A 22599-nucleotide genomic window follows, 5' to 3' on the forward strand; every position below is an offset into this window, starting at 1 on the left:
GAACAAATACAAGAGATGAGATCCGTTTGCAATTTCTCATAAACATTACAAGTTTAGATTATCTTTTAATACCAACATTAAAAGGCTCCAACTATATTTATTCGCTTCATTTTAATTTAGTATTTTTCTACAAGTTATAAATCTAATTGCCAAGCTTATACGCAATATCATAATCATGAATAGTTAGGGAAAAGATAAAATAAGGTAATCAATTACATATCTTTATTTCATGCTTTTTTGAAAGGGTGTTTTTAATGGAAAAAAAAGTATCTGCCATTCCTCAGCCGAAAACATATGGACCGCTGGGCAATCTCCCATTAATCGATAAAGATAAACCGACCCTATCCTTTATCAAGATAGCGGAAGAGTATGGTCCCATTTTTCAAATTCAAACTTTAAGTGATACCATCATTGTCGTTTCTGGACATGAATTGGTAGCGGAAGTTTGTGACGAAACACGGTTCGATAAAAGTATAGAGGGTGCTTTAGCAAAAGTTCGTGCCTTTGCTGGGGACGGATTATTTACTAGCGAGACTCACGAGCCTAACTGGAAAAAAGCTCATAATATTTTGATGCCTACATTCAGCCAACGGGCAATGAAAGATTACCATGCCATGATGGTCGATATTGCTGTACAACTCGTTCAAAAATGGGCACGGCTTAATCCGAATGAAAACGTAGATGTTCCGGAGGATATGACACGTCTTACGTTAGATACAATTGGTCTATGTGGTTTTAATTACCGATTCAATAGCTTTTATCGTGAGACCCCCCATCCTTTTATTACTAGCATGACCCGTGCTCTAGATGAGGCGATGCACCAATTGCAGCGGCTGGATATAGAAGACAAACTTATGTGGAGAACGAAACGTCAATTTCAGCATGATATCCAATCTATGTTTTCTTTAGTAGATAATATTATTGCTGAACGTAAAAGTAGTGGAGATCAGGAAGAAAATGATTTACTTTCCCGTATGCTAAATGTGCAAGATCCGGAAACTGGTGAAAAATTAGATGATGAAAACATTCGTTTCCAAATTATTACTTTTTTAATAGCTGGACATGAGACAACAAGTGGATTGTTATCTTTTGCAATTTACTTCTTATTAAAGAATCCGGATAAATTGAAAAAAGCCTATGAAGAAGTAGACCGTGTTTTGACAGATCCTACTCCAACATACCAACAAGTTATGAAACTGAAGTATATACGGATGATTTTAAATGAATCGCTACGTCTATGGCCTACCGCTCCAGCATTCAGTCTCTATGCAAAAGAAGATACAGTGATTGGCGGGAAATACCCAATTAAGAAAGGAGAAGATCGTATTTCTGTTCTTATTCCACAGCTACATAGGGATAAAGATGCATGGGGAGACAATGTGGAAGAATTCCAACCTGAACGATTTGAAGAGCTGGATAAGGTTCCTCATCATGCTTATAAGCCATTTGGAAATGGCCAGAGAGCATGTATCGGTATGCAATTTGCACTTCATGAAGCCACTCTTGTAATGGGAATGCTTCTTCAACATTTTGAATTAATCGATTATCAAAACTATCAGCTGGACGTAAAACAAACATTAACGCTAAAGCCCGGTGATTTTAAGATTAGGATTCTACCCCGAAAACAAACTATTAGTCATCCTACTGTTCTTGCACCTACAGAGGACAAGCTGAAAAACGATGAAATTAAGCAACACGTCCAGAAGACACCTTCTATTATTGGGGCCGATAATCTTTCACTTCTTGTTCTGTATGGCTCGGATACAGGTGTAGCAGAAGGTATTGCAAGAGAATTAGCAGATACAGCTAGTTTAGAAGGAGTTCAAACGGAAGTGGTAGCTCTTAACGATCGAATTGGAAGTTTGCCAAAAGAAGGAGCGGTACTTATTGTGACTTCTTCTTATAATGGAAAACCGCCAAGTAATGCAGGGCAGTTTGTGCAATGGTTGGAGGAACTAAAACCAGATGAGCTAAAAGGGGTTCAATACGCAGTTTTTGGTTGTGGAGATCATAATTGGGCTAGTACCTACCAACGGATTCCAAGATACATTGATGAGCAAATGGCTCAAAAAGGAGCAACAAGATTTTCTAAACGCGGAGAAGCAGATGCAAGTGGTGATTTCGAGGAACAGCTTGAGCAATGGAAACAAAACATGTGGTCTGATGCGATGAAGGCATTTGGATTGGAGCTCAACAAAAATATGGAAAAAGAGCGCAGTACTTTGAGTCTGCAATTTGTCAGTCGTCTTGGAGGATCTCCTCTTGCACGAACATATGAAGCAGTTTATGCATCTATACTAGAAAATCGTGAACTTCAATCATCCAGCAGTGATAGAAGTACACGACATATCGAGGTATCTTTGCCAGAAGGCGCTACATATAAAGAAGGAGACCACCTTGGAGTGTTGCCAGTTAATAGCGAGAAAAATATCAACCGAATTTTAAAACGTTTTGGATTAAATGGGAAGGATCAAGTTATACTGAGTGCAAGTGGACGAAGTATAAATCACATACCTTTAGACAGTCCTGTTAGTTTATTGGACCTTCTTAGTTATAGTGTTGAAGTTCAAGAAGCAGCCACTCGAGCACAAATACGAGAAATGGTAACATTCACAGCATGTCCTCCTCATAAAAAAGAATTGGAAGCATTATTAGAAGAAGGAGTTTATCATGAACAAATATTAAAGAAACGGATTTCAATGTTGGACCTTCTTGAAAAGTATGAGGCTTGTGAAATCCGATTTGAACGCTTTTTAGAACTTCTTCCTGCGCTCAAACCGCGTTACTATTCTATTTCAAGCTCTCCACTCGTTGCACACAATCGTCTGAGCATTACGGTCGGTGTTGTTAATGCACCTGCATGGAGTGGGGAAGGGACATATGAAGGAGTCGCTTCTAATTACTTAGCTCAGCGTCATAATAAAGATGAGATTATCTGTTTCATTCGAACGCCACAATCAAACTTTGAATTACCTAAAGATCCAGAAACACCAATTATTATGGTTGGGCCAGGTACTGGAATTGCACCATTCCGTGGATTCTTGCAAGCGCGTCGTGTTCAAAAGCAAAAAGGTATTAACTTAGGACAAGCGCATCTATATTTTGGTTGTCGTCATCCTGAAAAAGATTATCTCTATCGTACAGAATTAGAAAATGATGAAAGAGATGGATTAATCTCTTTACACACAGCTTTTTCTCGTTTAGAGGGACATCCAAAAACATATGTACAGCATTTGATAAAACAAGATAGAATCAATTTAATTTCGTTATTAGATAATGGAGCTCATCTTTATATATGTGGTGATGGAAGTAAAATGGCTCCGGATGTAGAAGATACCCTTTGTCAAGCATATCAAGAAATTCATGAAGTCAGTGAACAAGAAGCAAGAAATTGGTTGGATCGTGTGCAAGATGAAGGGCGATATGGAAAAGATGTTTGGGCTGGTATATGAATGTTTCTTAATTAGATACATATTAACTAATGAACTTCTTTCGAATAAATTTCACTTTATTAGTATAGTGTATTTAGATGAATAGTGATTAACCAGATTATTTAGTATCTACTAAATAAAAAACAGGACCTGATATACATCTATCAGGTCCTGTTTCACATAGACATTATACATCGATATTTTCCACACATTATCAATGTTTGTAATGTAGTTAGCCTTTTGAGTCAGCTATAAAATCAGATATTATTTTTTCGATATCGAAAGGAGTAATCCCTTTATTCAAAGAGAAAATAGTTTCTGCTTCTTCGATGTCTTGAACGAGTTCACCTCTAGCTTCAATATGTAATCGGAACAAGTCATATAAATTCGGTTTAACTAAATTAGTTAAAGCCTTTCCAACTAGTATCATACCTTTTTGATTAGCTTCGATGGTATTATCATAAGTTAGATCTCTTGTAAGAGACAAATCTGTCCAAATCAATTTTCGTTCCTTTAAGTCTAAAATAACTGGAATAGAGATTTGGGTGTCGGCAGTAATATCCACTTTATCTTGAACAGTAGAAGGTTCAAATATTTCACCTGAACCAGGATATTGACGAACCATCCAACCAGTAAAGCATTCTGGTAAATCTTTATATGGTTGGTCTGTGTAAGAAAGCAAAGTCATAACTACATAGCGTCCACCATATTTCAGCACAGACGGAATATCGAAATCAATGAATTCAGATGCCCCCTTTGGTGCAGAAGTAATATCTCCGCTATGGTAGGCTTTGAAATTTTTTGAACGTAAGTTCGTGAAGGATACATGTTCTTTGTATTGCCAATCTTCGTCGTACATTGCAGCAGACAAATCAATGTCAACACGTCCTGTATGTTGTCCATTCACATAGCCTTCTTTCCACCATAGGAAAAAACGAATCGTATCTCCTTCTGGCAAATCTACTTTACTTCCTCGAGATAATGTGCGAAGCGCTTTGCTGGCTGAACGTTGAGAGAAGGGAACTAAGTGATTTTTTAACTGTTCATCCAAAAATACTTTTCCGAGACTTGGAAGTTCTGCGAAGCGATTTTTTAAAGTATCTTCACACATTTTTACAATCATTAAACAAATATCCTCTGAGATAAATGGAAGTGTATTTTCAATACCAATAGCTTTTGCTACATTTCCCTTTGGAAAAAAGGTGCGAAATTCATTTTTATCATTTCGATGCTTAAAATGAGCCGTGAGTTGAAGTAATACAGGAGTAGAAACGTCTCCTATTATACTTAGAAACTCTTCGAGAATATTGAAAACATTTGTTGATGTATCACTACATAAACGGATTAAATGATCCAAGCGTCTGGCAAATTCCCCCGGGCGAGTTTTTAAAAGATTTTTCGCTGTCATGATATCACGATTCAACAAAGCTGCTTCTATTTTTCCATTAAATGTTTCAACTTTAATGTTGTTGCGAAGAATCTCAAATGCTCGGTGGGTTTTTGGGAAACGAGTATGATATTCTGCTGGATGAAGAATTTCACCTAAACGAATCCAACGTTTTTTGTATCGAAGCATATCTTCGGTAATGTTTCCGCATTGCTCTAACAATCCTAAAAGGAAGCGTCTTTCTGCTCGGTTAAACTTCTTGAATCGAACGGAGGATGCTAAACTCACATCGCCTTCAGATAAAGCAACTGCAAGGCGAAGAACATCAGTTGCTGTTTTAAAATACTTTGCAGCAGCATCGGCTGATATTTTTCTGTTTATTAATAAAACCCCAATTATAAAAGACATATTTTCCTTATGAGGAATTACATTAGGTAGAAAACAGGAAACATCTTCAGTGTGTGTAATAGCCCATTCTACATCTGTCTTATCAGTTGAGGAAATAGAGCTGTTTGCACGAATCAATTGAGAAATCATTTGATTGAAATCTTCTTCACTTCCTAAGTCAATAACTTTCAAATCAACGCTATCTAAAAGAGGAAGTCGTTCTTCTACTTTTGATACAGGTAGGCGCAACGTCACATAATGAATAACGGCATTGATGTATAAATCAGCGTCACTTAAATCCATCATTTGTTGCGGAAAGTTTGGATACATAGGAGTAAACTGAATATGTGCACCAACCATTTCTTTTAAATGTTTTACCAACTCTTTGTAAAACGATGTGAATGCACCAACCGAAAGTGTTTGCAACTCTTCTATTAAAGGCTCAGAAAAAGTAAATCCTAAACTTTCCAAGTTTTTTAAAGCAGTGGCTAAATACATGTTCGGTAGTTTATTTTCTTCTCTTTTTATAATTACTTTCAAACTTCTTCTTATGTAAATAGAATTTTTCATGAGAACGCCAGCTATTCACTCCTTATAAAAGAGGGGAATAGTCTGACTGTCCTCCTTTCAGTGGTAGATTTTTATTTTTACATGCATAAACACACTAATTGTAGAGAAATGCACTGAGGGTATAAAGCTATTTTTTAGTGAAAAATTAGGGGTATAACATTTAGTTGTTAAGTGGTAATTTGTTAATTAAGAAAAGAAAACCTCTACATCAATGGTTGATAAACTAAAGTTTATTCAAATCCAAAGAAGAAAGAGGTTTTATAGTCTAATTATTTTCATAGGAAATTGACAACTCTAAAACAATTTGAAATTTCTACAAAGAAGGAAGAATTGTCATAGCCTATGTGTTTAGCAGGAAAGTAACATCCCTATTTCGCCAAAGAAGTTAGAAGGAAGGAACGTCATAGCCTGCTTTATTAGTATATTCTCTTGCGAAGAGCAATTCAAGTATACTGTCTGATTTTTTATATTTTTCTTAAAGGGGAATTTTCATGTTTATCCCGCGTTAACGGGCAGCCAGATTGGTGAGGGTGATTAAAGTTTCATTTTATAAATAGGGGGAACATCACATTCTCTTTTTATAATACTATTAAGGGAGGATTTTTATTTTTGATATATTATACCATTTATTTAATGGTATAATATGGTATGTGTTCTATGGAATGGAGTTGAATGAGTATTATAAATACAAAAGGTGAAATTAAAAAAACAAAAAGAAAAGTATTACTAACTATACTTACTATGTTAGTAATTATAATTGGATTTGGATATTGGAAACTTTTTAGTTTGCAAGGCGTTCCAAAAGGGGAATTAATTCGAACAGTGAAATCTCCAGATGGAAAATATCTCATCAAGACTTATTTTCATAATGCAGGATCATTAAGTGCGGATGCTGTTAGGGGTGAATTAGTTAACCTTGATACAGATTCAGAGAAAAATATATATTGGAATTATCCAGATACCGATCCATATATTGAATGGGTAAATAAGAATATTGTTAGAATTGGAGATCAAACTTTAGATATTTCACAGAAAGAAACCTATGATTGGCGTGATGATGATAAGCACGTTAAAGAAATGCCTAAACAGTTTATTAGATAAAACAAGAAAATTTAAATTTATTTAATCTTATTCGTTTAACTATAGATAGGATTATATGAGTGAAAAAGTCCATTTAGATCTTCTAAATGGACTTTTTTAGGTTTCTAGATACGACTACTGATAAAAATGGAACAAACTTGTTACTTAGGTTGTCTATTAATTATACGCATAAAACAGGAGTTCATGATAGTTCGCTCATTTTATCCCGCTATTTGCCCGTAAAAGTCCGACTGATGAGGGCTGATTAAAGTTTCACTTTATCTTTTACTGTACCTTGTAACTACATTTTACCTTGCTGTAAAGAAACAAAAAACGTTTTTTTATTCAATAATTCCAATTTCTAGAGCCTTTTGCACAGCTTCTTCTTTGTTGCGGACTCCTAGCTTTGTATAAGCTGTGGAAGCATAATTTCTGACCGTACCATTTGATAAATATAACCTTGATGCTATGGTAGTGTATCGAAGTCCCTTTGCTACTAGTTGCAATATTTCTATCTCCCTAGCTGTTAGCTCATAAGCGGTTGCTTTTGATTGTGGTGTCTCTTTTTGCTCATCAAATTTCTCAAATATTTTGTGAGACATTCCCTGATCAATCAGTGTCCCACCTTTGTGAATAAGTCGGATCGTATTAGCTAGCTCCAATGTTTCAATGGATTTGAGTAAAAAGCCATCCGCACCGTTGCGAAGCGATTCCAACGCCTGTTCGGTATCCTGAAAAGTGGTAAAAATCAATATGCGGATATGTGGCCATTGTTGCTTAATCTTTTTGGTTGCTTCGACTCCATCCATGTGCTGCATATCTAAATCCATAAGTATAACATGGGGTTGAAGGCGCCCACAAAAATCGATGGCTTCATTGCCATCCTCGGCCAAACCGATTACATTTAAATCTTCATATCTATCGAGTAGTGTCCTCAAACTTTCCCGAACAAATGGCTGGTCGTCTACAATTAACAAACGAATAAGTCCATCTTTTATTTCAGTTTGGTGCGGTATGGTACATGTAACAAGCATTCCTTCATCTGGCTTTGTATATACAGACAATTGGCCTTGCAAATTCATTGCTCGTTCTTTCATTGCATTCATACCAAAGCCTTCTTGCCATTCTACATTTCCTTTTCCATTATCTTGAACTTCTAATCTCGTATATTGTTGTTCAAACTGCAATGAAACTATAATTTCAGTTCCTTGACCATGACGTACTGCATTCGTAAGGGACTCTTGTAAGCAACGAATGAACGCTATCTTCGCTTGCCGAGACAATTCATATTCCTCTCCGTATGCCCGAAAACTTACATTAATCTGAGCGTGCTCCTGAAATTCGGCTCCAAGATTTTGTAGAGATTGAATTAAGGAAGGCGATTGACACGGAGACTCCATTTGATGTAGGTAACCTCTCACGTCCTCGATGCTTTTACGTCCCATTTCAAGCAGAGAATCTAGCCTCTGTATACCCATTTCAGTAGCAAGTTCGGTGCGCAACGTTTCCATCCCCATAATAATAGAAGTATAAGCGTGACCAACTGTATCATGAAGCTCACTCGACAGTCGGTTTCGTTCTTCCGCCAGTGTAATGCGTTCAATCTGAGACATATATTGCTCAAGTACCGCGTTTTGTTTACGAATTGATTCATTTTGTTTATGATTGACGATTAATAAATGAAAAGCGAAGCCCATTACATATGCGAATCCATAATAGGTGACCATAACCCAATAGCTATTACTGGGCGCAACCGCATAGAAAATTCCAGTTGTTATAAAAACCGTTATTGGAGCTGTCCAATAATAGGACAAATGCTTACTATTCGCAGCAATTAGAAACACCGATATAAGAAATGTGTTGTAAGCTTCTGGAAATAATAAGGTTAAATATATACATAGTCCACCATATAGCAGTATTTCTGTGAACAAATAATATTTATAATTGAATAGTAAGGCTACCCATGGAACAGAGAAGGCAATAATTTCCCAAAGAATAATAATCCAAAGTGGTAATGTTAAACCATCCTGAAAATTTAATGTAGCTAGAATGATAGACACACTAGCAAGTAGGCGTACCCCTAACATAATCCAATTATACCAAAACCAATACTTAACCATATCTAACAAGTCCTTTACCCCCTAAATAGCCTACCATTTTACTTCCTATATAATAATTTAATCCTTCCTGCCTTATTATACTTTTTAATTTAAAACTACGATACTACTCACAGACTGCAAACTTCTATTGATTTAGTTGCCGAATCATACTACGTGTATAGCCCCCAATTTTCTTTGTCAAACCATCGACTATTCTAATACTTATGGCGGTAAATACTATACCCATAAACATTACAAAGAGTGACTTGGCAAAAGTATCTATTTGTATAAATATAATATTCATATCGATGTATCGATACAGTAGTGGTGCCAACAGGAACATAAGTGGCATTACGTAAAAAATGATTGCACTAATGAGACTGAAAATGCCAATCGTAAATTTCTGCATTAGCCAATAGACAGCACACCAAGTGCGACGATCTGTTAGCACTAATTTCACCTGAGACCAGTTCGATGTATCCATTGTTATACTTCTATCGTAAGAGTCTGTTGAAATATCTGTATAAATTTTCGTCTGTATGCGCTCGAATTGGATAAAGGGTGTGGTAGTCTGTAGTACGCGCATAATTAATGGAATCCCAACAACAGTAAATGAAAGGGTTAAACTAAATAGCAGAGCTATTAGGTAAAAACAAAAATAAAACAATCCTGTACCGAAAGTTAGCAATAAAAAATAACCATTATGGATGAATCTTGATTTCATAAAGTTCATCGCTCCTATCTGTGTAATAACCGAATCATACTGCTTTTTTTGTCATTCTCACTAGTGTAAAAGTGTCATATGACAGTTCTAAATGATGTTAAAAAGGGGAGAGCAGCTTACTTCTGGTTAAAAAAGATGCTTTTATCCCGCTATTTACTGGGCAGTAAGACTCCCACCTCAAAATTCAGCGTTAGGTGGGGGGGCGGGCTGCCGGTAAACGCACGATTGGTGAAGGCTAATAATCAGTGGGGGATGAACAAAAACCTGCTGATTAAAGTTTCACTTTATTAATCCTCCACAAAGCAATCCCGTTCTTACATCTGCAAGAACGGGATTGCTTTGTACTTTTATTTAATATGAGATGGACTTGTTTTTCGAATATGAAAAATAATATCAAATTGCTCAAGCAATGAAGTATCAAAATACACCGAACTGTTCGGGAGGATTTGTCCCCCTATACTTAGTAATGGTCTTTTTGCTTTAACCCATTTTTCTGCTTGTCCTTTAAGGTGACGGTTATCCAATAAAAACATTTTATATGGCACTTTTCCGAGAGTATAATTGAAACTTTTTACATCTTGTGGAATAGTGTCGGTTGTAATCTTACCTCCAGTGGAAGGATCATATTCGCTGTATAAGGTAAAATTCCCCTCCGTAGTTGTACTACCAATTGTGACATAATTATTGTCTAAACGTTCCTTCAAAAACTGCCCCGCAACATAAGGGTATAATTTCTCATCGATAATTCCTTTAGCTATATGAATATTGTGTGCCCATACCATCGTTTTACCACCAAATGTCTCTTGTGCCCACATTGCATGATCGGCCAAGTATTGTTCATGTAGTTTTATTATACTTGGATAGTCGTTAGGGAGTAGCATTGTGGTAAATTTCTCTATTGCACTTGCCGTTGCTTTCGCCCAGATGTACTCGGATGGAATTATTTCTGTGTTGGCTTGTTCATTCTCATCTTTTAGTAATCGGGCTACTCTCTCAGCGTTTGCTTTAAACTTCTCTTTCCTTTCAGGAGCAAGTTTCATATATTCCTGTATACTTCCAGTAAAAGAAGACAATTCTTTATAATTTTCTTCTACTTCTGCCAGCAAATCTGGTCGATGCAGCCTTACATAATCAATTACTTTATTAAAGCTACCTTGGTCCAACGCCTTTAAGTCGAGCCCAATAAATTGGATCTTTTTTTTATTGGATGGATCAGCATTATAATCTTTCATCCACTCAATCATGGCTATAATTTCATCAGTAGGATATAACAATTTTAAAAATTCCCTAGGGTTTCCTTTTCCTGTTTGGATATATTCATTTAGTTTTAAGCCGTTTCCCCAATCTTCTTCCATTGCAAAATTCGTAAAACCCATTTCAGTAACCAAATATTTCACAAGGCGAAACTTCATAGTAAAAATTTCAGAGCTTCCATGAGTATTCTCTCCTAATCCTACATATTGCGCGTTCCCAATCATTTTCTTAAGTGGTTTTAAATCTTCAAATGGTTTTGACGGCTCTATCGTTTTTAATGGGTTAGCCTGTGATTGTATTGATTTAACTATATTTTTTTGGACTGATTGACCTGAATTTTCGACTGCTACAGTTTGAGCGTTTCCTACTTCCGCGCATCCTGTGACTAATAAAGCTGTACTAACCATTGCAATCATTCTTTTCTTATTCATTTTTGCCCACCTCAATTGAATTATTTTCAAAAGCAAGATTGATTCATGTACTTGCACGAATCAATTGCCTTAATTCAATTGTTATTTATTCCATATCATATTTTCTAGTTACATATTGTCATAAGATTAATTGACACAAGTCATAGGTTAATCATTACACTTTTGTACTATCGGCTATGACAGTTTATAAATAATAATTAAATTGTTGAATCGCAAGTAAGACTAGATTATGAATTTGGGAGGGATTGTAAAGATGAATGATCTGTATGTCAAAATATTTTTATTCTAAGTTGTAGCTGTTGAAATGACAGGAAGTAAATTTGATAAACAAATGAATAAAAGGGGAAGGGGGGATTACAATGTTATTACACGGAGAAGCATTCCACAATAAAGATAAAATCCAACGTGCTAAAATAGGACTTCAACTCTTTCTAAGTATCTTAACCATTACTTCTATTATTCTAAATGTAGTAGTAATGATTACTAAAAGTATGCCGCTTATTGTGGTATATATGTTTACCCCAGCATTTTCTTCTATTTTGACTCGCATAATATTGAAAGAAGGGTTTAAAGATGTATCTTTTAGTCTCGGTAACTTAAAGATATGGAAGGGGATTGGTTTTGCGCTGTTAATACCTATGATAATATGTGGAATTACTTATTCTATCGCCTGGTTTAGCGGACTTGCGAGGTTTCAGCCCTCGCAAGGTGGTATGCTAGAACCTATTTACAATATACTTGGATTTCAATATCTACCGATACCATTAAGTTTCATTTTTATAGTAGTATTGAGCGGAGTTTTAGGTAGCTTGCTTAACTTAATTCCAGTTATGGGAGAAGAAATGGGTTGGCGAGGTTATATGCTTACAAGACTAATCGATGCAGAGTTTTCACGCCCAATCCTTATTAGCGGATTAATTTGGGCAACGTGGCATGTTCCAATTGTTATTGCTGGTCTATATGTAGAGGGAACATCTGCCCTACTTTCAGTACTTGGCATCTATTTTTGTATTGTGCCATTCAGTTATATTACAGCTTATTTACGACTTATCACAGGTAGCGTTTGGCCTTCGGTTATCATTCATACTACTTGGAATGCCATTATTCAAGGACCTTTCGCACGTGCAAGTACAGGAGATCAAACTGAGATTTGGATTGGAGAATCTGGTTTGATAACCGCTATTATTATCTTGGCTACTGCAATAATTATGTCTCGAATCGTAAATTTTACTAAATAGCATACGGATGTGTTTTAAATTCAATTAGTGTAATATAACGAGGTTGAAATAAGATGCTCCTAAAAATATTAGAAAAAATCTAGTTGAACGGACTCTTACTTAATCTTAGGCTGCTGGACATGCTGTGATATCCCATCGTCATCAAGCTAAGAAAATAAACTTGGTTGCCATAAAAAAACATAATGTTTTCATTTAAAGTCTTGGAGATGAAATTTCATCATCTTCATCACGTTTGACCTTCAGGAAATAAAAAGTTAAACGATTATACAAATACTCTAACTGAAAAAACGATAGTCCTTTTATCAAAAATGTAGAAGGACTATCGTTTATTTTTTTTGACAAAATTAGGGATTGATGTTCATAAAAATGGATAATATAATTCGCATTTTACGTAAAGAGAAAAATTTCCCCCTAGAATATTAAGCTAAATCTCTTGGTGTGACGGTTAATTTAAGTTTTACTTTATGACTTGTAAAGGGCTGTTCAATGCATCGTACTATTAAAAAATCTAAATTAAATCATTAAATTGCGATAAAATGTGGTCGGAAATAATGAAATTTTAGGAAAAATAAGGTACACTAGTTTATGATTTTAGTTGAAAATCGTTTGACGTTAATGCATACGGGGGAAAGATTGATGAACAACAATACAACAAATGAATCAGTTGAAGAAATTGATCAAAAACGAGTAAGATCAAAAAAACGTTATACAAATTGGAAGTTTATCGCAGTGGGTATTGGTGTAATTGCACTTCTTATTGGGGGAATGAGTTATTATCAGGCAACTCACTTCAATTCGAATGTTACAATTAATGACACAAAAGTTGGTGGTCTGAGCGCTGATCAGGCAATACAGAAATTAAAGACATCTGGACTAGCAAACAAAGTCTATGTTGATCAACAACAAATTTTAGATGAAAAAGATACAAAAACGGAACTTACGGAAAAAGATTTGCCTCAAGTTAAGAAACTATTAAAAAGTCAGTGGACATTTTTCCCTTCCTCAAAGGGAGAAAATTATTCATTGCTACCAGAGAAGGCAGATCAGTATCGTAGTGAAACGATGAAAAAACTTGTAGAAGAAACGCTCATCTCTATGAATGAAAAATTAAAAGCGCCTCAAGATGCTATGGCGAAGCTAGAACAAGGGAAAATTGTTATTTCGAAAAGTGTGGAAGGGAAACAGTATGATGTTACTAGTCTACTGAAAGATTATGATAAGCAAAAATATAAAAGCGAAATTCATCTGAAGTCTGCATACATAAAACCTATTAAAGAAGACGATCCGATTGTCAAAAAAGAGGAGAAAGCACTACAGAATCTTCTTGGGCAGTCTGTTGAGTATAAAGTGCAGGATGAAGTTTATCCTTTAAAAGCGAAAGATTTAATTCAAAATGCCTCTATGTCAAAGGATATGAAAGTTACAATTGATGCGAGTGATATTAAGAAGAAAATTACTGAAATTAATAATGCCAAATCAACATTAAATAAAGATTTCTCATTTAAAACGCATTCCGGTTCAGTCATATCAGTAAAAGGACAAGGATACGGCTGGGCACTAGATGTTGAAAAAGAAACTAAACAAGTTCAACAAGCCTTTGAGAAAGGCGAAAAGTCGCTTTCTGCTTCTAATATTCACGGAAATGGTTGGGAGAAGGAAGGTATCGGTTATAAAACAACATCGAATAATGGCATCGGAGACACGTATGCAGAAGTTTCAATTGCAGAGCAACAAATTTGGATTTACAAAGATGGAAAATTAGTTGTTACAACAAATGTAGTAACTGGTAAACATAGTACTGGTGAAGATACATCACCAGGTGTGTGGTACGTCCTCTATAAACGAACACCATATACGCTAAGAGGTAACGCAGTAGGAAAAGCTGATTATGCGGTTAAAGTAGATTACTGGGTTCCATTCACAAATAGTGGTCAAGGATTCCACGATGCCGGCTGGCGAAAAGACTGGGGAAATAATGCTTATTTAACAGGAGGATCAGGTGGATGTGTGAACCTTCTTCCTAATGTTGCAAAAACTGTATATGATAGTTTGAACACGTATGATCCAGTTATCGTGTATTAAAAAATAGCTACGTATCAAGAAATAAACAAAACAGGAAATCTTACCTGATGGTATATGAAAAAACACCTCTTGCATTCGCATACTAAGTGTGCAAATGTAATGGAGGTGTTTTTGTTTGAATACAAAAGTGTATTGTTAATAAGAAACAAAGTAGGAAGAGATTAAGAATAAGTATTCAAATAGTCAATAAAATTGACAATGAATATCATTTTCACTTAATATAGAATCGTTGCATTTAATTAGACATGAATTTTTTGTTAATATAATAGAGTTCTATTAAGTTGTCACATTTAAGAACTATCATTAAATCTTTTAAGAATTTAAACGTAGGAAAGGGTAATATAAAATGAACTGGAAAAAAGGCGGATTATGGGTTATTATTTTTTTCGTTGTAAAAGGCACGATTTCTACACTTTTAATCGTTACAGGTGCTAAATATTTTGATTTATCATTTCTGCAACTTATCTTATTAATTCTGACCTTATTAGTGATTTCTCTAATAAGTCGAAAAGTGCTGTATAGACATAAACAAAACAAAAAGCAAAAAGAGCTAAATATATAGTGGAGCCCCAGAGACCGTTGGATTTCTGGGGTTTTATTTCGATAGTTTTTTCATGTTTATACGTTACCATTTTAAAATGTGGAAAATCTTCATACTTCTACAATCTATATAAATGGCTTAAACTTCACATCTTATGAATTCCTTGAACCGCTAAACCTAAGCAAAATAATGAACTATCCTATAGAAGAAAGTTGAGGGAGCTAATCGCATATGTTTTATTGAAAGGATGTGATTGAATTATGGAACGGCCGAATTGGGGAATTGGAGGATTAGTATTCGTTGGCTGTATGTTTCTTGGTGGAGGAGTGGGATCTATGTTAGGTAATGCCCAAACTGGATGGCTAATAGGAATGGGCATTGGATTTCTTGGGATGGCTTTAACGAGACTGTTCAGAAAATAATGTAACTGAGATTCTTCTTCTGGTAAATAAGGAAATATGTAAGTAATTCATGGCATAAGAGTTCTATAAATTATAGTTAGAATCTTCTCTTTTGTATTTGTCTTTTCTAAATTTCTCCATACATAGATACGATTCTCAAGTCGGAGGATAGCACCTTAGGGTGTCTTTTTTATGCTTTTTAAAAATGTCTTACCATATAATAGCTGAGTTTTGCTTTCAGTCTCCGATGCCCATTAAACATAAAATGAAAATTCCGCACCATTTAAACTCTGATAACAATTCATACGATCAAGAATAATTGAGTTAATAGCTTTCGGTAGATTGTCATCATTTTTTTATAATACATTAGATTCATTACCGTTTCAGACCTATGTATTCATTCATAACCTAACAGTAAAAGGGGGGATGATTAAAGGTATGGCAGTTAATGAGGAATCAATTTGTCAACAGTTTGCAAGAATTATCGGTGGACAAGAAGGATTCGCCGGTGGGAAATGCGTGGCAACAATAAACAGGGATGAAATACGAGCAACAATCTTGGGAAAACGTTTTAGAGTAACAACTTCCTTTTCATTCGAATCACGAGACAATAAAACTGGACGGGCATTATGCCTAGGCCGAGTAGCACTCTTACAAAAAGAAGTCACTGAATTTGTGGCGACAATTATTAAACAAGGAATAATTGTTTCGTCTATACACAATGAGTGGTTATGTGATGATCCAAATTTGATTTACGTTAATATCGAAGACGTTGATGATCCACTAAATTTTGCAAGAAAAGTGAGAAGAGCATTGTGCAATTAACAAATTTTTTTAGTTAATGGATTGATTACGTTAAATAGAAGATTTCAGCGTGTTGAATGTTATAGTTGTAAAATAGATTTAAGTGGATGGGTTTATAAAATGAAAGAAGGCATTCCGTATTTGGAATGTCTTTTTTATGTTTTTGTTGCTCATGAGGGTGGTTAACTGATTATATGCTGTTTATCTTGCAACAGCAAGAACTGGACGAGGTATCTTTAAAGGTATTTGACTATTTGTAGATACCATATTTTATCAAATGTTATTAGCATATCATAAAACGACAGGGGAGAAATCGCCAGAGAAATACGTCAAATTAGTCATTCCTTCTATAATCTAAGGGGGCGATTTTGTTTTCGAAAAATAATAGGTAAATCATTTGACAATTAAAATGATCTACTTTAATATATATGCCATAGCATATATTTGGCGAAACAAATACATTCATTGTGAATGATTGACTGGTATGCTATATCCTTTTATATCTTAATTTATAGAGGTGATATATGAACTTACATGATTTAATAGGCTATCTTGTTCATCGTACTGATGTGAAAATGACCAATTATTTTACGAAGAAATTAAAGCCGTATGGAGTTACGCCAGAGCAGTGGGGGATTATTAGTGTTCTTTGTAGCCAAAGGAGCACTACTCAAAAAGAGTTGGCGGAAGCTATTGATAAAGATCAAACTACTGTTGTTAGAATGATACAGTCAATGGAGAGAAAAGGGATTGTAAAGAAGGCTTTGAATGACCAAGATAGGCGTTCACATAACCTTTTTTTAACTGAAAAAGGTGACGAGTTAAAGAAAACAATCTTGCCTGTAGTGAAAGACGCTCACCATTTCGTTACGAGTAATTTGAGCGAGGAAGAAATTAAAGTATTACAATCGCTATTAAACAAATTGTATGATACAAACTATTAATATTTGTTCCTTATTGATGCTATGCTATTCATAAGGAACAAACTTTGTTTTAGGTATTATATATGCTATAGCACATAATTTTTTGTTTGTTTAGAGGAATGGGAAGATAGCTTTATTTTGTATGATATCTGATTCAGGTTCACTTTTTTGCCTAGTACCAGTCAAATTTTTGTATTATATATGCTATAGCATATAATTTTCAGCCCTTTAATATTGAAAAGGGTAATGTAAATTGAAGCGACTTCCATATGGGTAATCTCAGGAAATAGGGTAAAGGTAGTGACTATTATCTGAACAATACTGAGTTTTTACCAAATAATAAGAGAGGTGTGATTACTATTTTAATTTTCATTAATATTGTAAAAGTAGTGTTGTTTCTGTTCTTTTTAATGACAGGAACGAAAATTATATCCGGGAAAATGGCAGATGAGTTCAAACGATTTGGTTTACCTTCGTTTTTTAATTTCTTAACTGGAGCTTTTGAGATTGTAGGAGCGATTGGAATGTTGATAGGAATCTGGATTCCAGTAATAGCTTTATGGGCAGGATTGTTATTAGGTGGTACGATGCTTGCAGCTGCATTAACGCTAATTGTATTAGCGAGAGATCCCTTTAAGAAAGCGATACCTGCACTTGTTTTGTTTGTCCTTAGTTTAGGGATAAGTTTGTATCACATTTTTTAAAAATAACCGAAAACTATTAAACTTTCACTTTATGCGTTCAAGTTACTATCATTATGTGATTATTTTACAAATAGGGGGATTCTCAAATTAGTGCTTGAATAATAATAGCAATACTGATTTAGACATTACGATCATTTGAATCATAATCAGTAAAAGAATGGGAAGAATTTTATATTAAAAATAGGAGTGAGTGAAAATGGCATATTTATTACAAGTTGATTTTCCGTTTGAAGGTCCTTTTGGTGAAGAAATGGAAAAAGGATTTTGGGATTTAGCAAAAAGTATTAACGAAGAAGAAGGATTCCACTGGAAAATATGGACTGAGAATGAAGAAACAAAAGAAGCTGGAGGCATTTATGTATTTGAAGAAAAACAAGATGCTGAAAAATACGCGGAAATGCACAAGAGCAGACTTGAAGCAGCTGGTGTAAAAGATATTAGAGTGAAAATTTTTAACATCAATGAAAAGTTAACGGAACTGAATCGTGGGTATATTAAATAATTTCGAAAGTCGGAGCAAGCGTAAAAAGGAGGGGGATAATCCCCTTCTTTTTTTAATTCTTAAGTTGATGGTGAGGGGACTCTTACAAAAAAAATCTTTGCAAAATTTGTGAAAGAAAAGGAGAGATAAAGGTATTTTAACCTTATCTCTCTTTTTCTATATTCATTTATTTTCAGGTAAGGAGTTGATTAGTTATTACTATTTATAAGAACGTGAAGAAGTGTTGATGCCAGTTGGAACTGTTGTAAAGGTTGAGGGGGCATCCAAGGAAATAGCAGAGATGTGTATGATGATTTGGCGCAGGGGTATGAATCCATCTTCTATGAAATTGTGGGATTATATAAGCATTGATTATCCTGGAGATTTTAAAATGAAATTTACCTAATTATAGAAGTGATTTGAACGTAAGGAAATTGTAAGAAATGCATAAGAAAAAAGAAATTTTTATTATGTAGGATACAAATATAGAGAAGCACAAAAGAGGGAGGATAAATAGGGTTTATTTATACGAAAACTAAACTAGTAACAAGCGCATTCTAAATAAAAAATCATTTATGGTACTAACATACATGTGAAAAAGAGAGGTTTTACCGTTTGTTACAACAGTAGGGATAAAGCCAGAATAGTAGTTTATGTGATGTTTGTAATTGAACAAATAAAAGATGAAATTAATCATTTATCTAAGGAGGCATTTTTTTATGGAAAATAAATTATCTGGGGTGTTAGCCGCTACTTTGGCCCTAACGATGAGCTTGCCAACAGGAGCGATAGCGTCTTCTAGCAGTAAGGCTCCGGTTGTATCTAGCCAAGAAGTTGCTAGTAAAGATTTGGAGAAGATTGCTGCAGAGAACGCTGAACTACTCACGAAGTCCTATGAGACGACTAGCGTGCAGTATGCGCTGATTGATAATGGTAAACTTATTTTGTCGGGGCAGACAGGCAAGAACGACATAGAAGGGAAAGAACCATTAACTAAAGATACTCTATACGGAATTGGTTCAACCAGTAAAGTATATACAGCAGCGGCTGTTATGAAACTAGTAGACGAAGGAAAAGTTGATTTGGATGCTCCTGTTACTGGCTATATTCCTGAGTTCAAAATGAAAGATAAACGATATAAACGCATTACACCGCGTATGCTGTTGAATCACTCCTCAGGTTTGCAAGGTTCGACGTTCAATAATGCATTTTTATTTAAAGATAATGATGCTTATGCCCATGATATCTTGTTGCAACAATTGTCCAACCAAAACTTGAAGGCAGACCCTGGCGCGTTTTCAGTATACTGTAATGACGGTTTTACGCTGGCTGAGATCTTGGTAGAAAGAGTCAGCGGTATGAGTTTTACTGAATTTCTACATCAAAAGTTTACAGAGCCATTAAAACTGAATCAAACGATAACATCGCAAGACAAATGGGAAGACGAAAAGCGGGCTGGACAGTATTCTCCGACATACCAGGGACAGCTTCCAAGTGAAATGGTAAATGTGATTGGTACGGGAGGAATCTCCTCTACTGCAGAAGATGTGGTGCGATTCTCACAAATATTTATGGGACAGGGAAAAGAAATTCTCTCTAATAAAGCAATCAAGGCGATGGAACAAGAAGAATATAAAAAAGGAATGTGGCCAGGAGATAGCGGAAATATGTTCAACTATGGTCTTGGCTGGGATAGTGTGAAACTATACCCATTCAGTGAATATGGGATAAAAGCGTTGACTAAGGGTGGGGATACGATGCTGCAACATGCTACATTGGTCGTGCTTCCAGAACAGAAGATGGCAGCAGCTGTATTGTCCTCCGGTGGGAGCAGCATGACAAATCAACTATTGGCAAATAAATTACTGCTAGCTAGGCTTAAAGAGAAAGGGGCAATTAAGGATATAAAACCAGATAAATCCTTCGGCAAGCCAGTCAAGGCTAAAGTGCCTCAAGATGTGGTAAAAAAAGCAGGATTGTATGGAAATATCCAAAGCCATTTCAAAATAGAGATTACGAAGAAGGGAGAACTGTTTTTACCAACTAAACCGGAAGAAAAATATGTATATACGGCGGATGGAAGCTTTATAAATGAAAAGGGTACTTCCAAGCTTAACTTCGTCACTGAGAAGAATGGAAAAGTTTATTTAAGAGAGAGCACATATGAATTATCACCGGGATTGGGGCAAAATGTGCTGACTCACTATTTAGCTCAGAAATTAGAAAACAATGTGTTACCAAAGAAAACAGCTGCTGCATGGGCGAAGCGCGAGGGCGGCAAGTTCTACCTTGTTAACGAAAAATTTAATTCTATAAATTATCTAGGACAACAAATACCTCTTAACACACAAATTACGATCAAGGATGGCTATTGGGACGGCAAAAAAATTACAGGTCCGAATACGGCGACGCATCAAATTCAGATTCCTGTGATGAATGGGAGGGATACGAAGGAAGCTCATTTCTATACAGAGAATGGTACTGAATATATGGAGATGGCCAGCTTTTTATACGTCAGTGAATCTAACGTAAAATCCCTTGATGCAGGTCAATTATCGAAAGTTACACTGCAAAAAAATGGGCATGCGAAATGGTTTACGATTCCGCAAGAGGTAGCAGGGAAAACGATGAATGTGGAGTTGCCATCAGGAAGTTCATTCGCGGTGTATGATGGGAATGGAGTATGCGTCAATTTTAGCGTTGTTAGTAATAATAACAAAGTGAAACTACCAGAGAACGGAACGGTTGTATTTGCTGGCGCACCGAACTCCGAATTTACAGTCGCATTGAACTAGCTACAACTCGGGATAGACTTCAATAAAACAGTGCGACATGGAAAAGATATTTTATTTGTATCTTAAGTATTACCTTAAATGATATTACACTTAAATTCTTAGCTTAATAGCAATGGGATAGCACTACATGTCTACTAACCTAAGAAAATAAATCAAACCCATGTCCATCAAGCTAGTAAAAATAAATACCCCAAAAATAGTAAAATTGACATTCTCAGAGTAAAAATGTAAAAAATTATTGTTTAGGGGCAGCGTAAAACATTAGTTTGATAGCGATATGGCGCTACTCATAAAAAAAAGAAATAGGATAGAATATCCTATTTCTTTTTATTGATATAATAAAATGTAAAGAATAAATCCAAAGTAATGATAATAATTAGAAGTAAAAAGTGTATAAGTGCATCAGTTTTTCCGTTTAGTAAAGACTTTACAAAGAAATCCCATTCTGTTTCATGGGGAGGTTCTATCCAATTTCGTTGCAGACCTAACACCATTCCATTTATGAAATAGAAAATGCTTAATAGAATCCTTCCAACAAATAAGGCAGCTGTTTTTATATTCCAATCCTTTATCTTGATTACATAAAGGATTGGGAATAGTATCAGTATCCAAAAAACAATAATAAAGACTGTATTTCCCATTCTCTCCTCCTAACAAAATGATTGTGTTTTTAATCTTGGTAAATTCTTAGGTTGGAGGTATGTTTCATTGTTACTGGTTAAAAACAAGGGCCAGAATTCCGGCTCCTTTTCTATCCCGCAAAATAAAGTTTCACTTTATCTCTCCGTTTCAAAAAACTCAATCCACTCCCCATCAAGGCCAGCGAAGAATATGTAACGTGTTCCATCTGGTAATGTTTCGATTTCATCTCTTAGTAAAAAGGTTACTGCGTGTTTCTTTAGTCTTTCGATTTCATCCTCTAATGAATCCACTTTAAAGCAAATGTGATGTACTTTTCCTTCTGCCGGAAGGGAAGAGTTGTAGCCTTCAATTAATTCGAGTATCGTTTCTTTCGATTCTTCCACACCTAAAAAAGCGAGTTTTAAGTCTGGGTTTGGGTGCCCCATGCGTTTAAGGAGCTGTAAGCCGACTACTTCTTCATAAAATGAGATAGATGCTTCTAAGTTTGCAACCATAAGTCCAACGTGTTCTATTCTTCTGACTGGCATGTAGATTCCTTCTTTCTGAAAATTATATACAATATATTATTGAAAATTAAGAAAATAAGCAAGATAAAAACCTTACAAATTTTAGCGTGTTATATGGT

The 22599-nt window shown here is 35.3% G+C and carries 18 protein-coding genes; 12 read left to right on the forward strand and 6 right to left on the reverse strand.

Going from position 1 to position 22599, the window contains the following annotated elements; genetic code table 11:
- Positions 1–254: 254 nt before the first annotated feature.
- Positions 255–3452 (forward strand): bifunctional P-450/NADPH--P450 reductase, encoded by a 3198-nt coding sequence (cypD, locus tag DN404_RS29565; protein ID WP_149215824.1) that lies wholly within the window; start codon positions 255–257, stop codon positions 3450–3452.
- A 211-nt stretch (positions 3453–3663) separates the two neighbouring features.
- On the opposite strand, the gene DN404_RS29570 is transcribed toward cypD, so the two are convergent.
- Complete coding sequence (locus tag DN404_RS29570; protein WP_000798036.1) at positions 3664–5775, reverse strand: TerD family protein; 2112 nt, start codon at positions 5773–5775, stop codon at positions 3664–3666.
- A 672-nt stretch (positions 5776–6447) separates the two neighbouring features.
- Here DN404_RS29570 and DN404_RS29575 point away from each other — a divergent pair.
- Complete coding sequence (locus DN404_RS29575; protein ID WP_098762768.1) at positions 6448–6876, forward strand: DUF5412 domain-containing protein; 429 nt, start codon at positions 6448–6450, stop codon at positions 6874–6876.
- A gap of 320 nt (positions 6877–7196) precedes the next feature.
- Here DN404_RS29575 and DN404_RS29580 read toward each other — a convergent pair whose 3' ends face one another.
- The 3 genes from DN404_RS29580 to DN404_RS29590 form a co-directional block, all read right to left on the reverse strand.
- Positions 7197–8984 (reverse strand): helix-turn-helix transcriptional regulator, encoded by a 1788-nt coding sequence (locus tag DN404_RS29580; RefSeq protein WP_149215825.1) that lies wholly within the window; start codon positions 8982–8984, stop codon positions 7197–7199.
- 115 nt (positions 8985–9099) lie between these two features.
- Complete coding sequence (locus DN404_RS29585; RefSeq protein ID WP_000842190.1) at positions 9100–9678, reverse strand: sensor domain-containing protein; 579 nt, start codon at positions 9676–9678, stop codon at positions 9100–9102.
- 347 nt (positions 9679–10025) lie between these two features.
- A complete protein-coding gene (locus DN404_RS29590) occupies positions 10026–11363 on the reverse strand; it encodes an erythromycin esterase family protein (protein ID WP_001036230.1) in 1338 nt (445 codons plus the stop codon).
- A 359-nt stretch (positions 11364–11722) separates the two neighbouring features.
- Here DN404_RS29590 and DN404_RS29595 point away from each other — a divergent pair, with 359 nt between their 5' ends.
- The 10 genes from DN404_RS29595 (at position 11723) to DN404_RS29630 (ending at position 21332) form a co-directional block, all read left to right on the forward strand.
- The gene (locus DN404_RS29595; RefSeq protein WP_149215826.1) at positions 11723–12601 is read left to right on the forward strand and encodes a CPBP family intramembrane glutamic endopeptidase; all 879 of its coding nucleotides are present in this window, start codon (positions 11723–11725) and stop codon (positions 12599–12601) included.
- A gap of 636 nt (positions 12602–13237) precedes the next feature.
- The gene (locus DN404_RS29600) at positions 13238–14683 is read left to right on the forward strand and encodes a L,D-transpeptidase family protein (protein ID WP_001064073.1); all 1446 of its coding nucleotides are present in this window, start codon (positions 13238–13240) and stop codon (positions 14681–14683) included.
- Between the two features lie 346 nt (positions 14684–15029).
- Complete coding sequence (locus DN404_RS29605; protein ID WP_118414737.1) at positions 15030–15245, forward strand: hypothetical protein; 216 nt, start codon at positions 15030–15032, stop codon at positions 15243–15245.
- Positions 15246–15484: 239 nt separating this feature from the next.
- Positions 15485–15646, forward strand: a complete 162-nt coding sequence (locus DN404_RS30710; RefSeq protein ID WP_000441009.1) for a hypothetical protein — start codon at positions 15485–15487, stop codon at positions 15644–15646.
- 417 nt (positions 15647–16063) lie between these two features.
- Complete coding sequence (locus tag DN404_RS29610) at positions 16064–16450, forward strand: DUF1259 domain-containing protein (RefSeq protein WP_002204749.1); 387 nt, start codon at positions 16064–16066, stop codon at positions 16448–16450.
- A gap of 503 nt (positions 16451–16953) precedes the next feature.
- Positions 16954–17373: a MarR family winged helix-turn-helix transcriptional regulator gene (locus DN404_RS29615; RefSeq protein WP_149215827.1), complete on the forward strand. Its 420-nt coding sequence runs from the start codon at positions 16954–16956 to the stop codon at positions 17371–17373.
- A 332-nt stretch (positions 17374–17705) separates the two neighbouring features.
- Positions 17706–18056 (forward strand): DoxX family protein, encoded by a 351-nt coding sequence (locus DN404_RS29620; protein WP_049108525.1) that lies wholly within the window; start codon positions 17706–17708, stop codon positions 18054–18056.
- Between the two features lie 196 nt (positions 18057–18252).
- Entirely contained in the window at positions 18253–18558 is a 306-nt protein-coding gene (locus tag DN404_RS29625; protein ID WP_000323757.1) for a monooxygenase, read from the forward strand.
- 226 nt (positions 18559–18784) lie between these two features.
- Entirely contained in the window at positions 18785–18943 is a 159-nt protein-coding gene (locus DN404_RS30715) for a DUF4176 domain-containing protein (protein ID WP_160310375.1), read from the forward strand.
- Between the two features lie 313 nt (positions 18944–19256).
- On the forward strand, positions 19257–21332 hold the full coding sequence (locus tag DN404_RS29630; RefSeq protein WP_049108421.1) for a serine hydrolase domain-containing protein: 2076 nt from the start codon (positions 19257–19259) through the stop codon (positions 21330–21332).
- 317 nt (positions 21333–21649) lie between these two features.
- Here DN404_RS29630 and DN404_RS29635 read toward each other — a convergent pair whose 3' ends face one another.
- Positions 21650–21973, reverse strand: a complete 324-nt coding sequence (locus DN404_RS29635; RefSeq protein ID WP_016122820.1) for a hypothetical protein — start codon at positions 21971–21973, stop codon at positions 21650–21652.
- Positions 21974–22108: 135 nt separating this feature from the next.
- Positions 22109–22501, reverse strand: coding sequence for a VOC family protein (locus DN404_RS29640; protein ID WP_088345439.1), 393 nt, complete (start codon positions 22499–22501; stop codon positions 22109–22111).
- Positions 22502–22599: the final 98 nt, after the last annotated feature.

This window comes from Bacillus sp. TE8-1 (assembly GCF_008368855.1).
GTDB lineage: Bacteria > Bacillota > Bacilli > Bacillales > Bacillaceae_G > Bacillus_A > Bacillus_A cereus.